Genomic DNA, 13,998 nt, shown 5'->3' with positions numbered 1-13,998 from the left:
GTGCCGCTGCAGGGCCGGTCCGCGAACGAAGCGCCGGCACCTGCCGGCGCGTGTACGCCGGGCAGGTAACGGACGACCTGCCCGGTCTTGCGCGGGATTTCCTTGTCCGCGCCGGCACGCAATACTGCGCGCGTCCTCTTCGGAGCCGTGCTGCGTCCCGTGTCAGCCACTTCCAGCGAAGTCACCCAGCTCATCCGGCAATGGCAGGCGGGCGAGGCGGATGCGCTCGACCGGCTGCTGCCGCTGGTCTACGCCGACCTGCGTGCGATGGCCGCGCGGCTGCTGGCGCGCGAGAACCGCCAGGCGACGCTGCAGCCCACGGCCCTGCTGCACGATGTCTTCGTGCGCCTGCTCGGCGGCGGCCGTGTCGACATCGAGAGCAGCGCGCACCTGTTCAACACGGCCGGTCGCATGATGCGCCACATCCTGGTGGACCGGGCCCGGGAAGCCGGCGCCGAGAAGCGCGGCGGTGACTGGCAGCGCGTCGACCTGGTCGATGCGCTGCAGCTGCCGATTCCCGAGCGGACCCACCTCGGCCTGCTCGACGAGGCGATCGACGAACTCGAGCAGATCGACGCGCGGCTCGCGCGCATCGTCGAGCTGCGCTACTTCGTCGGGCTCAGCGTCGCAGCGATCGCGCGGATCATGGACGTGGACAAGCGCACGATCTATCGGGACTGGGCGTTCGCACGCGCCTGGCTCGGCCGGCACATGCAGCGCTAGTGGACGGCGAGACGCTCGAGCGCTGGCGCCGCGCCCGCGAGGCCTTCGGCACGCTGATCGACCTCCCGGCCGACGCGCGCGCGGCCCGCCTCGCCGCGATCGGCAGCGGCGACGCGCGCCTGGCCGCCGACCTTGCCGCGCTGCTCGCCCAGGTGGGTGAGCTGGTCGACGAGACGGACGGCGCCGAGGCCGCGGCCGAGCCGGTCGCACAGCGCGCCGGTACCGTGATCGGCGGGCGGTTCCGCCTGCTCGGCCTGCTCGGCATCGGCGGCATGGGCGAGGTTCACCTGGCCGAGCGCACCGACGAGCTCGACCGCAAGGTCGCGCTGAAGCTGGTGCGCAGCGACCTGCCGATCCCGGTCGCACGTGCGCGCCGCGAGCAGCAGATCCTCGCGCGGCTCAGCCATCCGCACATCGCCGCGCTGGTCGACGCCGGCATCGGTGACGCGGGTCAGCCCTGGTTCGCGATGGAGTACATCGACGGCGCGCGCATCACCGATTGGTGCGACCGGCGCGCGCTGGACCTGCCGGCGCGCGCCCGGCTGTTCGCGCGGGTCTGCCGCGCCGTGCAATTCGCGCATCGCAACCTGATCTTGCACCGCGACATCAAGCCGTCGAACATCCTGGTCGACGCCGAGGGCGAGCCGCGCCTGCTCGATTTCGGCATCGCCAAGCTGCTCGACGGCACCGACGCGCAGCAGACGCAGACGCTCGCGTTCACGCCGGCCTATGCCGCGCCGGAGCAGTTGCGCGGCGAGCCGGCGACGACCGCCGGCGACGTCTACCAGCTGGGCCTGGTGCTGTACGAGCTGGCCGCCGGCGTACCGGCGCGGCGTGCGCACGAAGTCGCGCGTGCCCGGGCCGATGACGACACGCCGCTGCCGCGCGTCGATCAGGCGTTCGGCGCGCTGACCGTGCAGGCACCGGACGGCGCCGATCGCATCGCGCGCGAGCGCGGCCTCGGCGTCGAGCGCCTGCGCCGGTCGCTGCGCGGCGACCTCGGCCGGATCGTCGCCAAGGCGACCGCTGCCGATCCGCGCGAGCGTTACGACACCGCGCAGGCGCTGGCCGAGGATCTGGAACGCTGGGCCGACGGCCGGCCGGTGGCCGCCCATCGCGGCACGTTCGCGTACCGGCTGCGCAAGCTGGTCCGCCGGCACCGGGTGGCGACCGCGATCATCGCGCTGCTGGCGCTGGGCCTGGTCGCGAGCACGCTGTTTGCCGTGCACCGTGCCGCCGAGGAGCGCGAGCAGCGCCGCCAGGCCGAGGCGGCCGGTCGGCGCGCCGACCAGCAGCGCCAGCGCGCCGAGATCCTGCTCGGCTTCATGAACGACATGTTCCGCCAGGCCGATCCGCAGAATGCCGATGGCGTCGAGCCGACCGCGACGCAGATGCTCGAGCGCGCCGCGACCGCGCTCGAGGCACGCACCGACCTCGACGCCGTGACGCATGCTGCCCTGCTGACCCAGGTCGCCGATACGTTCAACTCGCTGTTCCTGCCCGGACGCGCTGCCGACAGCGCCCAGCGCGCAGTGAACCTGCTCGAGCCCGAGCGCGAACGCCGGTCGGGCGAGTACCTGATGAGCGTAGGCATCCTGCTCGACGCGCTGCAGATGCTCGACCGCAGCGACGCCCAGCTCGCCCTGGTCGAGCACGCCTTGCCGATCGCCGCGCGGACGGAGGAGCCGGCGATCTGGTCCTCGCTGCTGCTGAAGTTCCGCGGCGCCGCGCGCTGCAGCCGTGGCGACTTTCCGGGCTGTGCGGCCGATCTGCGCGAGGCGCTGCAGCGGATCGAAGGCGCGCCGGGTGCGCGTCCGGCCGGTGTCGCGTCCACGCTCCACCAGCTCGCGGTGCTGCTCAACGACGAGGGCTACCCCGCCGAGGCGGTACGCCTGCTGCGGCAGGCGCTCGACGCGCTCGACCGCGATCCGGCCGCACTGAGGGCGGACCGCGAGACGATGCGGGTCAACCTCGCCAACAGCCTGGCCGCGCAGGGGCGCGCCGATGAGGCGATCACCCTGATAGAGAAGGGCCTGGCCGAGCCGCTCGGCCTGTACGGCTCGGACGCGCCGTTCGTCGAGGCGATGCTCAGGCGCAGCCTGGCGCGTGCCAAGGTGCTGCGCGGCGAGTACGCGCAGGCGCGTGAGCTGCTGGCCGCGCCGTCCGGCGCGATGCCGGCCGATCATCCGGGACTGCCGCGCCACTTCAGCCACTCGCATCTGGTCGCGGCACGGATCGCGCTCGACCTTGCCGATCCGGCGGCCGCGCTGGCCGAGGTCGAGGCCGCTCGTCGGCAGGTGGCGACCGAGAGCGACGCCGGTGCGACGCTGTTGCAGCTGCGCGTCGAGATCGTGCACGCCGACGCGCTGCTGCGCAGTGGTCGCTGCGATCTCGCACTGCCGCGTTGGCAGGCGGCGCGCGAGCGTCTGGACGCGTCGATCGGCGCCACGCCGAGCTGGATCGGTGCCGAAATCAGCGACGGCCTCGGCCGCTGCGCGCTGGCTGCCGGCGACACCGCGCGGGCCGAGTCCGCCTTCACGGCGGCCATCGCCGGCTTCGCGTCCGCGACCGGCGAGGCGTCGCCGTGGACCGTTCGCAGCCGCATCCACCGGCTCTGGGCCCAGGCGATGGCGAGCCACGACGCGGCGCTGCTCGACCGGCTCGACGAGGCGCGCGGCGCGCTCGCCGAGGCGCTCGGCGGCAGTGCACGCGCGCAGGTCTGGCAGACCGATCTGCTGATCGAGACCTTGTCGTCCGAGCTGCGCGTACCGCTCGACCGCTCGCGTGCCGAGCGTGCCGACCAGGCGCGGGCCGCATTCACGGCGCTGACCGGGCGTCCGGTCGCATTCCGGGACGGATTGACCGGCTTCAACTGAGCATCCCGCCGCGGCGGCGGATGCCTCCGGCCCGGGCGACAAAAAAATCATGTCGCGATGTCACCTTTCGGCCTGTCGATCCCGCAACGGTAGGTGAGCGATCGTCCGTTCGCGCAGAGGGGAGGTACGGTGGTGAATGATGCAAACGTGAGAAACGGCGTCCCGCGCGGCGCCCGCCGTCCGCTGGCAGCGGCCCTGACGCTCGCGCTCGGCCTGCCGGTGTGCGTGGCCGCAGTGGCCGGCCTGCCGGCCGCGCACCCGGGCGGCAGGCCCGAGGGCGGGGTGACCTGGCCGGTCACCCAGTGCGGCGATGACGGTGCCGGCAGCCTGCGCGCGACGCTCGCCGGTGCGGCACCGGGCGACACGATCGACCTCGGTGCGCTGACCTGCGGCACCGTCACGTTGACGACCGGCGCGCTTGCGGTCGTGCAGCACGGCCTGACGCTGCGCGGGCCCGGCGCAGCGTCGCTCGCGCTGGCCGGCAACGGCAGTGACCGCGTGCTGCGGCATACCGGCACCGGCACGCTGACGATCGAAGGCCTGACCGTGCGCGGCGGCGTGGTCACCGGCACCGATCCCGACGCCACCGTGCGCGGAGGTTGCATCGTTTCCGACGGCTCGGTCGTCCTGACCGGCGCCACGGTGCGCGAATGCTCGGTGTCGGCGACGTCGCTGGCCAGGGGCGGCTGCATCGCCGCTGCCGGCGCGACGCTGACCGACTCGCGTCTGGAAGCGTGCCGTGTCGAGATCGTCGGCGGCGCCAGCCACGTGGCCGCGGGGGGCGCCCTGTTCGCCGACGGCAGCCGCGACGTCGCCCTGGTGCGCTCGACGATCACGGGCAGCGAGGTCGACTCGCCGTCCGGTGGCGCGCTCGGCGGCGGCGTCTACGTCGGCTATGCCGGCGGTACGGTGACGGTGACCGACAGCACGCTGAGCGGCAACCGCGCCACCGGCCGGCCGTACGCGGCCGGCTATGGCTACTTCACGGCCGACCAGGGCATGGGTGGCGCGATCTTGAGCCACAACCACATCCGCGCCGAGCGCAGCACGTTCTCCGGCAACGAGGCGGGCTCCGGCGGCGCGATCGCGATGATCGGCGGCGACATCGCCGCCGATCGCCTGGTGCTGATCAACAGCACGGTGTCGGGCAATACCGCGCAGAGCATGGGCGGCGGCATCTGGACCCTGCTCGGCGGGGTCCGGTTGTCCAACAGCACGATCGCGTTCAACGAGGCCGACTACGGCGCCGGCGGCATGCTGCCGCAGCACCCGTTGTTCCAGGGCGTCTACGACTTCCCGCCGCGCATCGACAGCTCGATCGTCGCGGCGAACACCACCTACTACGGCATCGCCGACATCGACACGCAGCTGCCCAAGCTGGTCATCGCCGGGTCCGGGAACCTGATCGGCGCCTCGAGCGTGGCCGTGCCGCCCGATACGCTGGCCGGCGACCCGCGCCTGCTGCCGCTCGCCGACAACGGCGGGCCGACGCGGACGCACGCGCTGGCGGCCGACAGTCCGGCGATCGATGCCGGTGCCAACCCGGAGGGGCTGGTCCACGATCAACGCGGCGAAGGCCATGCGCGCCTGTCGGGTGCCGCCGTCGACATCGGTGCGTTCGAGCGCAGCGTCGGCGACGCGATCTTCTCCGACGGCTTCGACTGACCCCCTTGACGACCCGCCGCCGTGCGCACGACCTGCGCACGGCACATCCGAGCGCCATTCGATTTCCGGAGACCCATCGATGATTCCGATTCGCCTTTCCCACCGGCCGGCCCGTCCGCCGTCGCTCGCGCGGTGGCTGCTCGCGCTCGCGCTGACCGCCGTTCCGGCGATCGCGCCGGCGGCGGTGCCCGCGTCCGAGCGGGCGTTCCTGCTCGACTTCCACGCCAGCATGCACCCGGAGTACTGGTTCGAGAGCAACAACTGGGGCGGTCCCGCCGGCACCGAGTGCACCTGGTACGGCGTGATCTGCGACGGTGCGGGCGACCACGTTCTGGGCCTGGAGATGGTCCGCAACAATGTCTGGGGCACGCTGCCCGCCTCGCTGTCCGGGCAGAGCCAGCTCAAGATCTTCAGGCTGCCGCTGAACTTCTTCGAGGGCCCGATTCCGCCGCTCGACGCGCTGGTCAACCTGGTGATCTTCGAGGCGACCCAGCAGGTCAACACCGCCGAACAATACGGCCTGACCGGGCCGCTGCCGTCGCTGGCGGGCCTGACGCAGCTGCGCCGCTTCAACGTCAACCACAACCACCTGGAGGGCACGATACCGCCGTTTCCCACCGAGAACGGGCCATCCGCGCTCGAGGAGTACGTGGTCGCGGCGAACCGGCTGAGCGGCAGCGTGCCGGCGCTCGACGGCGTGCCGAAGCTCGCGCTGATCGACATCAGCGCCAACGGGCTGAGCGGCGCGCTGCCGTCGCTGACGCACCTGTCCGACCTGGCGTTCTTCGGCGCCAATGGCAACCAGCTGTCCGGCCCGCTGCCGCCGATCGCCGGCCTGACGCGGCTGCGGGAGTTCTATGCGCGCAACAACCAGTTCGACCGCATCCACGCCACGTTCAGCGGGCTGCCGGTGCTGGAGATCTACGACGTGGCGTCCAACCGCATGGAAGGGCAGATCGCCGCGCTCGACCAGGTGCCCCGGCTGCGCGCGTTCTACGTCAACGACAATGCGTTGAACGGTTCGTTGCCCGAGCTGGGCGGCACGCCGGAGATGACCTACTTCGACGCGTCGAACAACCGCTTGAGCGGTCGCCTGCCGGAGATCGCCGGGTTCGCCGGGATGACCGTCTTCCATGCCGCCGGCAACCAGCTGTCGGGCGGCATTCCGTCACTGGCCGAGCTCCCGGCGATGCACAGCTTCGATGTCTCGCACAATCGCCTGAGCGGCCCGATCCCGGTGTTGAACGGCATGCCGCGCCTGGGCTGGTTCAAGGTCAACGACAACCACCTGTCGGGTATCGCGCCGCGCGTGGCGACCCTGCACATGCTGCTCGGCTACGACATATCGGCCAACCGGCTGACCGGGCCGGCCCCGGCGATCGTGCCGGGCGGCATGCGACCGGACGCCACCGCCCTGTGCCCGAACCATCTGGATCCGGCACCGTCCACGCAGTGGGATCAGGCCACCGGCGAGACGCCGTGGTATCAGGCCTGCACGGCGTTCCCCGAATCGATCTGGTCCGACGGCTTCGAGCCGGCACCCTGAGCGGTGAGCGGCCGGTCCGGCGTTGCGGCGCCGGACCGGCCGCGGCATCGCATAGGGCCGGCCTAGCCTCGTTTCACCGAGGAGCGCCGCGCCGCCGCCGTTTCCCACGGCACGGCCACGGCCGAGCGCGTCGTCCACACCGTGAATCGCCGGCCGCCGAGCGATCCGCTCGTGCGGCCGTGCCGGGACGGCGTGTCAGGACGTCGCCTGCGCCCTGCGGATCTGCGCCTCGACGCTGGCGATCGCGGTCATGTTGACCACGCGGCGGACCGTGGCCGAGGGCGTGATGATGTGCGCCGGCCGCGACAGGCCCATCAGCATCGGGCCGATGACGACGCCGTCGGTCAGCACGCGCGTCATGTTGTAGCTGATGTTGGCCGCGTCCATGTTCGGGAACACGAACAGGTTGGCGCGACCCGTCAAGCGCGAGTTGGGGAAGATCCGCTCGCGGATCTCCTCGTTGAGCGCGGTGTCGGCGTGCATCTCGCCTTCCACTTCCAGGTGCGGCGCGCGCGCGCGGATCAGGGCGAGCGCCTGGCGCATCTTGGCGGCGACCGGGTCCTCGTGGCTGCCGAAGTTCGAATGCGAGAGCAGGGCGATCTTCGGCGTCACGCCGAACATGCCCAGCCGCGTGGCGGCCTGGATCGTCGCCTCGGCGATCTGCTCGGCGGTCGGGTCGAGCTTGACGTGGGTGTCCACGTAGAAGAACGCGCCCTTGCTGTTGACCACGCCGGCCATCGCCGCCGGCGCGCAGACGCCGTGGTCGAGCGGGATGATGTCCTGGATGTAGCGCAGCTTCTTGTGATAGCGGCCGACCAGGCCGGTGATCATCGCATCGGCCTCGCCGCGCGCGACCATCAGCGCCGCGATCACCGTCGGCCGCGAGCGCACCACGGCCTTGGCGCTGTCGGGCGTGACGCCGCGGCGCTGCAGCAGGTCGTGGTAGTGCATCCAGTAGTCCTTGAAGCGCGGATCGTTCTCGATGTTGCAGATCTCGAAATCGACGCCGGGCCGGATCCGCAGGTGCAGGCGCTGGATGCGCGCCTCGATCACCGCCGGCCGGCCGATCAGGATCGGCCGCGCCATGCGCTCGTCGGCGATGTGCTGCAGGGCGCGCAGCACGACCTCCTCTTCGCCCTCGGCATAGACGATGCGCTGGGGATCGGCGCGGGCGCGGTCGAACAGCGGCCGCATGATCAGGCCGGTGCGGAACACGAAGGCATTGAGCTGCGTGCGGTACGCCTCCAGCGATTCGAGCGGCCGCGTCGCCACGCCGGAATCCATCGCCGCCTGTGCCACCGCCGGTGCCAGCTGGGTCAGCAGGCGCGGGTCGAACGGCTGCGGGATCAGGTAGTCCGGGCCGAACTCGGGCATCTCGCCGCCGTAGGCGCGCGCGGCGACGTCGGACATCTCGCGCTCGGCCAGGTCGGCGATCGCGTGGACGCAGGCCACCTTCATCGCCTCGTTGATGGTCGTCGCGCCGACGTCGAGTGCGCCGCGGAAGATGTACGGGAAGCACAGCGCGTTGTTGACCTGGTTCGGGTAGTCCGAACGGCCGGTGGCGATGATCGCGTCCGGGCTCGCCTCGCGGACCAGCTCCGGCAGGATCTCCGGCGTCGGGTTGGCCAGGGCCAGGATGATCGGCCGCGGTGCCATGCGCCGGACCATGTCCTGGCTCAGCACGCCGGGTGCGGACAGGCCGAGGAACACGTCGGCGCCGTCGATGATGTCGTCCAGCGTGCGGGCGCTGGTCTCGCGCGCGTAGCGCGCCTTGTTGGCGTCCACTTCCTCGGTGCGCCCGGCATAGACGACACCGAGCCGGTCGGCCACCCGGATGTTCTCGGGACGGACGCCGAGGCTGACCAGCATGTCCAGGCAGGCGATGCCGGCGGCACCGGCGCCGGTGTGCACCAGCGTGATCTCGCCGATCGGCTTGCCGACGACCTTGAGCGCGTTGACGATGGCGGCGCCGACGATGATCGCGGTGCCGTGCTGGTCGTCGTGGAACACCGGGATCTTCATCCGCGCGCGCAGCTTGCGCTCGACCTCGAAGCACTCCGGTGCCTTGATGTCCTCCAGGTTGATGCCGCCGAAGCTCGGTTCCAGGCTGGCGATGATGTCCACCAGCTTGTCCGGATCGGTCTCGGCGACCTCGATGTCGAACACGTCGATGCCGGCGAACTTCTGGAACAGCATGCCCTTGCCTTCCATCACCGGCTTGGCGGCCAGCGGCCCGATGTTGCCCAGGCCCAGCACGGCGGTGCCGTTGGTGATGACCGCGACCAGGTTGCCGCGCGCGGTCAGCGTGGCGACTTCCGCCGGGTCGCGCACGATCTCCTCGCAGGCGGCGGCGACGCCGGGCGAATAGGCCAGCGACAGTTCGCGCTGGGTGACGACGGGTTTGGTGGGGGAGACCTTGATCTTGCCGGCCGGCGCCTTGCGGTGGTACTCGAGCGCGGCCTTCTTCAGCTCTTCGGCATTGGACATGAGGCGGGCGATGGGATGACGCGCCGGAACGGCCGGCGCTCGCGGTTCCTTGACGGGCTGGACTATACACCGTCCCCATCGCGGGCCTGCGTGCATGATGCCGCGGGCCGGCGGCCGCCACGGCCGCGCTACCGGATCGCATCCGGCCGCTGCTTGGCAAGTGCCGAAAGAGAAGGAACTTTCCGTCGGGCCGCCGGACTAAAATCCGCCCGGCGGCCCGTGCCTGCGCCTTGCGCTCCCGGCCGTTCCGAGCAGCCAGTGACGGGCGCGCCCGCGCGCCGCCGGCACAGCCATCCCGTTCCGCGATCCTTTCGAAACCGATGTCCCGCGTGCGCCCGCGGGCCAATGGAGTTGCCATGACCACCCGCCCGCCGTCCCGCTCCCGCCTCCGACCGTTCGCCGGCCTGCTCCTGCTGGCGCTGCTGTTCGCGGGCGGCTTCGGGGCCTGGCGGCATTTCTCCGGCAGCGCCGCGCCGCCGCGGGACGGCGGCTGGCGCAGCGGCAACGAGGTCGTGCCGGTGCGGGTGGCCACCGCGCAGCGCGAGGCGCTGGCCCTGCGGCTGAAGACGCTCGGCACGGTGACGCCGCTCAATACGGTGACCGTGCGCAGCCGTGTCGAAGGCGAACTGGTGCGCGTGGCGTTCGAGGAAGGCCAGCAGGTCAAGGCCGGCGACCTGCTCGCGGAGATCGACCCGCGTCCGTTCCAGGTGCGGCTGGCGCAGGTGCAGGGCCAGCAGCAGCAAAACCTGGCCGAACTGGCCAATGCGCAGGCCGACCTCGCCCGCTATCGCGATCTCCAGGGCAAGGGCTACGTCTCCGGCCAGCAGCTCGGCACGCAGGAGGCCCTGGTGCGCCAGTACGAGGCACGCCGCCAGGTCGACCAGGCCGCGGTCGACGACGCACGCCTGCAGCTGGCCTATACCCGCATCACCGCGCCGATCGGCGGCCGCATCGGCCTGCGTGGCGTGGATGTCGGCAACCTGGTGCGCACCGGCGATGCCGACGGCATCGCCACGATCACCCAGATGGCACCGATCAGCGTGCTGTTCACCATTCCTGAAACCGACCTGCCGGCGGTACTGGCGGCGGTGCGCGAGGACCGCACGCTGCCGGCCGAGGCCTGGGACCGCGAAGAGCGCCAGGCGCTGGCGACCGGCACGCTCGCCAGCCTCGACAACCGCATCGACACCACCACCGGCACGCTGCGCCTGCGCGCCCTGTTCGAGAACGCCGACGAGAGCCTCTACCCGAACCAGTTCGTCAACCTGCGGCTGCAGGTCAGCAGTGCCGATGCGATCGTGATTCCCAATGCCGCGGTGCAGTTCGGCGCGAAGGGCAACTACGTGTACGTGGTCGGCGACGACAACAAGGTCGGCATCCGCGCGATCACGCTCGGCACCGCCGACGGCGAGCGGATCGCCGTGACCCACGGCATCGCCGCCGGCGAGCGGGTGGTGCTGGAGGGCCTGGATCGCCTGCGCGAGGGTGCGGTGGTCGAGATCATTCCGGATGCGCCGGCGAGCGGGGAGCCGGCAGGGCGGTCATGAACCTCTCGCGCCCGTTCATCCTGCGCCCGGTGGCGACCACGCTGCTGATGGTGGCGCTGCTGCTCTCGGGCGTGCTGGCCTACCGGTTGCTGCCTGTGGCCGCGCTGCCGCAGGTCGACTACCCGATCATCCAGGTGCTGACGCTGTATCCGGGCGCCAGCCCGACGGTGGCCACGCGCGCGATCACCGCGCCGCTGGAGCGCCGCCTCGGCCAGATCCCCGGCCTCAAGCAGATGTCCTCGACCAGTTCGGGCGGTGCCTCGGTCATCACGCTGCAGTTCTCGCTGGAGGTCTCGCTGGCGGTCGCCGAGCAGGAGGTGCAGGCGGCGATCAACGCGGCCGGCACGTTCCTGCCCGACGACCTGCCGGTGCCGCCGGTCTACCGCAAGGTCAACCCGGCCGACACGCCGATCCTGACCTTGGCGGTGACGTCCCAGACGATGGCGTTGCCGGCGGTGTACGACCTGGTCGACACGCGCATGGCCCAGCGCCTGGCGCAGCTGCCCGGCGTGGGCCTGGTCAGCCTGGCCGGCGGCCAGCGCCCGGCGGTGCGCGTGCAGGTCAATCCGGTGGCGCTGGCGGCCGCGGGCCTCTCCATCGCCGAGATCCGCAGCGCGATCGGCGCGGCCAACGTCAACACGCCCAAGGGCAGCTTCGACGGCCCCACCCGCGCGATCATGCTCGACGCCAACGACCAGATGCGCTCGGTCGAGGAATACCGCCAGCTGATCCTGGCGTACCGGGACGGCGCGCCGCTGCGGCTGGGCGACGTGGCGACGGTGGAGGACGGCGTCGAGAACCGGCACCTGGCCGCCTGGTCCGGTCCGGTGCCGGCGATCCTGGTCAACATCCAGCGCCAGCCCGGCGCCAACGTCATCGAGGTGGTCGACCGCGTGCGCGCGCTGCTGCCGCAGCTCTCCGCCGCGCTGCCGGCCGGTGTCGACGTGGCCGTGCTGAGCGACCGCACCGAGTCGATCCGCGCCTCGATCCGCGGCGTGCAGCACGAGCTGATTCTGGCGATCGGCCTGGTCGTGATGGTCACGTTCGTGTTCCTGCGCAACGTGCCGGCGACGATCATCCCGAGCATCGCCGTGCCGCTGTCGCTGGTCGGCACCTTCGGCGTGATGCTGCTGGCGGGCTTCTCGCTGAACAACCTGACGCTGATGGCGCTGACGATCGCGACGGGCTTCGTCGTCGACGACGCGATCGTGATGCTCGAGAACATCGCCCGCCACCTGGAGCGCGGCGAGCGGCCGCTCGATGCGGCGCTGAAGGGCGCGCGCGAGATCGGCTTCACGCTGATCTCGCTGACGCTGTCGCTGATCGCGGTGCTGATCCCGCTGCTGTTCATGGCCGACGTGGTCGGCCGGCTGTTCCACGAGTTCGCGATCACGCTCGCGGTCGCGATCGGCATCTCGCTGGTGGTGTCGCTGACGCTGACGCCGATGATGTGCGCGCTGTTCCTGAAGGGCGGCCATGCCACGCGCCGCGGCGCCGCCGACGGCGACAGTCCCGCACCGGCCGCGGCCGCGCACCAGCAGGGCGACTTCTTCGATCGCGTCATCACCGCCTACGACCGCTGGCTCGGCTGGGTGCTCGCCCACCAGCCGCTGATGCTGGTGGTCACCGTCGCCACGCTGGCGCTGACTGCGGCGCTCTACCTGGCGGTGCCCAAGGGCTTCTTCCCGATCCAGGATGCCGGGCTGATCCAGGGCATCAGCGAGGCACCGCAATCGGTGTCGTTCACGGCGATGGCCGAGCGCCAGCAGGCGCTGGCCGACGAGATACTGAAGGATCCGGACGTGGCGAGCCTGTCCTCGTTCATCGGCGTGGACGGCAGCAACGCGACGCTCAACACCGGCCGTTTCCTGATCGAGCTCAAGCCGCACGGCGATCGCAAGGCCGGCGCGCCGGAGGTCATCGAACGGCTGCGGGAGCGCGTCGCGCGCGTGCCGGGCATCGCGCTGTACCTGCAGCCGGTGCAGGAGCTGGGCATCGAGGACCGCATCAGCCGCACGCAGTACCAGTTCAGCCTGACCGGCCCGGATTTCGCCGAGCTCTCGGCCTGGACGCCGCGCCTGCTCGAACGGCTGCAGCGCGCCGCGCCGCTGGCCGAGGTCGCCAGCGACCTGCAGGACCAGGGCCTGCAGGCCTACATCGCGATCGACCGCACCGCCGCCGCGCGCCTGGGCGTCTCGGTGTCGGCGATCGCCGACGCGCTCTACGACGCCTTCGGCCAGCGCCAGATCTCGACGATCTTCACGCAGGCCAACCAGTACCGCGTCGTGCTGGAGGCGCGCCAGGACTTCCAGTTCGGGCCCGAGGCGATCGCGCGCATCCGCGTGGCCGCCGCCGACGGCCAGCAGGTGCCGCTGTCGGGCATCGCGCGGCTGGAGGAGCGCCCGGCCTCGCTGCTGGTCAACCACATCGGCCAGTTCCCGGCGGTGACGGTCTCGTTCAATCTCGCGCCCGGCGCCTCGCTCGGCGAGGCGGTCGCCGCGATCGAGCAGGCGCAGCGGGACCTGGCGATGCCGGCCAGCATCGAGCTGCGCCTGCAGGGCGCCGCCGACGCGTTCCGCAGTTCGCTGGCCAGCACCCTGTGGCTGGTGCTGGCCGCGGTGCTGGTCATGTACATCGTGCTGGGCGTGCTCTACGAGAGCTACATCCATCCGGTGACGATCCTCTCGACCCTGCCGTCGGCCACGGTCGGCGCGCTGCTGGCGCTGCTGATCAGCGGGCAGAGCCTGGACCTGATCGCGGTCATCGGCATCATCCTGCTGATCGGCCTGGTCAAGAAGAACGCGATCATGATGATCGACTTCGCGCTGGAGGCCGAGCGCGAACAGGGCCTGGCGCCGCGCGAGGCGATCCGGCAGGCGGCCCTGCTGCGCTTCCGGCCGATCCTGATGACGACGCTGGCGGCACTGTTCGGCGCGATCCCGCTGATGCTCGCGAGCGGCTCGGGCGCCGAGCTGCGCGCGCCGCTGGGCCTGGTCATGGTCGGCGGCCTGGTCGTCAGCCAGGTGCTGACGCTGTTCACGACGCCGGTGATCTACCTGTTCTTCGACCGCCTGCGGCGCCGGCCACGCGTCGCCGGCGCAGCCGGGGCCGAGACGGCATGAACGCGGTGATGCACCGCCGGCGCGCGACGGCC

Annotated in this window: 7 protein-coding genes; 6 read left to right on the top strand and 1 reads right to left on the bottom strand. The window is 71.6% G+C overall.

The window, feature by feature from the left end:
* Positions 1-159: 159 nt before the first annotated feature.
* The 4 genes from I596_RS13835 to I596_RS13820 all read left to right on the top strand — a co-directional run bounded on the left by I596_RS13835 (position 160) and on the right by I596_RS13820 (position 6,810).
* Positions 160-723: an ECF-type sigma factor gene (locus I596_RS13835; RefSeq protein WP_067651993.1), complete on the top strand. Its 564-nt coding sequence runs from the start codon at positions 160-162 to the stop codon at positions 721-723.
* A complete protein-coding gene (locus I596_RS13830; protein WP_067649124.1) occupies positions 723-3,599 on the top strand; it encodes a serine/threonine-protein kinase in 2,877 nt (958 codons plus the stop codon). Before I596_RS13835 ends, I596_RS13830 begins: the two co-directional genes overlap by 1 nt.
* 147 nt (positions 3,600-3,746) lie before the next feature.
* Complete coding sequence (locus I596_RS13825) at positions 3,747-5,264, top strand: choice-of-anchor Q domain-containing protein (protein WP_067649122.1); 1,518 nt, start codon at positions 3,747-3,749, stop codon at positions 5,262-5,264.
* 79 nt (positions 5,265-5,343) lie between these two features.
* Entirely contained in the window at positions 5,344-6,810 is a 1,467-nt protein-coding gene (locus tag I596_RS13820) for a leucine-rich repeat domain-containing protein (protein ID WP_067649120.1), read from the top strand.
* Positions 6,811-7,005: 195 nt separating this feature from the next.
* On the opposite strand, the gene I596_RS13815 is transcribed toward I596_RS13820, so the two are convergent.
* Complete coding sequence (locus I596_RS13815; protein ID WP_067649117.1) at positions 7,006-9,297, bottom strand: NADP-dependent malic enzyme; 2,292 nt, start codon at positions 9,295-9,297, stop codon at positions 7,006-7,008.
* Between the two features lie 356 nt (positions 9,298-9,653).
* On the opposite strand from I596_RS13815, the gene I596_RS13810 reads away from it, so the two are divergent.
* On the top strand, positions 9,654-10,844 hold the full coding sequence (locus I596_RS13810) for an MdtA/MuxA family multidrug efflux RND transporter periplasmic adaptor subunit (protein WP_067649113.1): 1,191 nt from the start codon (positions 9,654-9,656) through the stop codon (positions 10,842-10,844).
* The gene (locus tag I596_RS13805) at positions 10,841-13,966 is read left to right on the top strand and encodes an MdtB/MuxB family multidrug efflux RND transporter permease subunit (protein WP_067649110.1); all 3,126 of its coding nucleotides are present in this window, start codon (positions 10,841-10,843) and stop codon (positions 13,964-13,966) included. The genes I596_RS13810 and I596_RS13805 overlap by 4 nt, the downstream gene beginning before the upstream one ends.
* The last annotated feature ends 32 nt before the right edge of the window (positions 13,967-13,998 follow it).

This window comes from Dokdonella koreensis DS-123 (assembly GCF_001632775.1).
Taxonomy (GTDB): domain Bacteria; phylum Pseudomonadota; class Gammaproteobacteria; order Xanthomonadales; family Rhodanobacteraceae; genus Dokdonella; species Dokdonella koreensis.
Note: the sequence above shows the minus strand (reverse complement) of the source record. Positions and strands in the feature narration are given on the sequence as shown.